1 tRNA gene is annotated in these 1,232 nt (G+C 46.4%); it reads left to right on the top strand.

The window, feature by feature from the left end:
* The first annotated feature begins 826 nt into the window (after window positions 1-826).
* Window positions 827-898: transfer RNA gene (locus P5683_RS24985), tRNA-Gly, on the top strand.
* Window positions 899-1,232: the final 334 nt, after the last annotated feature.

The following is a 1,232-nucleotide window of genomic DNA, read 5'->3' as shown; positions in this document are numbered from 1 at the left end:
TTTCGGCTAGATTCCCTTTTGGCTAAGACTTTCAGCTTTTTTGTCCTGTACTGAGCTTGCGACTACCTACACAGACCTTTAAAAGTACCCCGGTTCTGAGGACAAATCTAACGATGGAATGCCCATATAAACGGAACGTTGTAACCCCTCTAATGCTCTGCCTATAAACAAGTGAGTAATGCTATTCACAAGGCAGTAGTGAAAAATGTAAGCGCATGGTTAGAGGGTGAAGGATGTGACCAGAAGCTAAAGCCCAATTGTCATGGTGGGGATATGCCCACAGGTCACGGTGTGGATATAGATACTGCGATTATTAGGAGTGTAGTGGCGAGAACGAGTTGAAAGACTACGTGCTGCATAAAGCTCTGAACATTGAAGTACGAAAGCAGGGGGTAGTAACCCTGTTCCGATGACAAAAGGGTATCCACATCAGGAGCCGTGTGATGGGAAACTATCAAGCAAGGTTTTGAATGGGAGGGGGTGAAGGTGACTTCACTCTCGACCCCTACCTCTTAGAGGGTGAAGGATGTGACCAGAAGCCAATGCCTAACTGTAATGGTTGGGATATGCCCACAGGTCACGGTGTGGATATAGATACTGCGATGAGTAGGAGTACATTGGCGCAAAAGCAAGGCTCAACCACTTGCTGCATAAGGCTCCGAACATGGAAGTACGAAAGCCGGGGGTAGTAACTCTGTTCCTTTGACAAATAGGGTATCCACATCAGGAGCCGTGTGCTGGGAAACTCGCAAGCACGGTTTGAAATGGGAGTTGGGGAAGGTGACTTCCCTTTCGACCCCTACCTAGAGATTAATAGCTAACCATTGCGGACGTAATTCAGTGGTAGAATGTTAGCTTCCCAAGCTAAACATAGTGGGTTCGAGTCCCATCGTCCGCTTATTTTTTAAGCCTTATTCTTACTGCGATCATAGTGAAACACTTAACCCGATAGTCGCACCGTTACACACAAAATGCACTCAATTCAGTCTTAGCATACGGGACAATTAGTGCATATCCCTTAGCAACAAATCTTAATTATTGACGGGTTAATCAATAAGCAGTTATGGTCGAAAGGGAAGTCGCCTTCCCCAACTCCAATTCAAAACCGTGCTTGCGAGTTTCCCAGCACACGGCTCCTGATGTATAGCACCAGACAGGAAAGTTAGGACGTATAATCGAGAGGACGAGATGACTAAGAAGACCCAAAATGCCAGCCCCCTATAGTTACGACC

This window comes from Limnospira sp. PMC 1279.21 (assembly GCF_032349615.1).
GTDB classification, from domain to species: domain Bacteria; phylum Cyanobacteriota; class Cyanobacteriia; order Cyanobacteriales; family Microcoleaceae; genus Limnospira; species Limnospira fusiformis.
The sequence above is the reverse complement of the archived record's forward strand: the minus strand, read 5'-3'. Positions and strand labels throughout refer to the sequence as shown.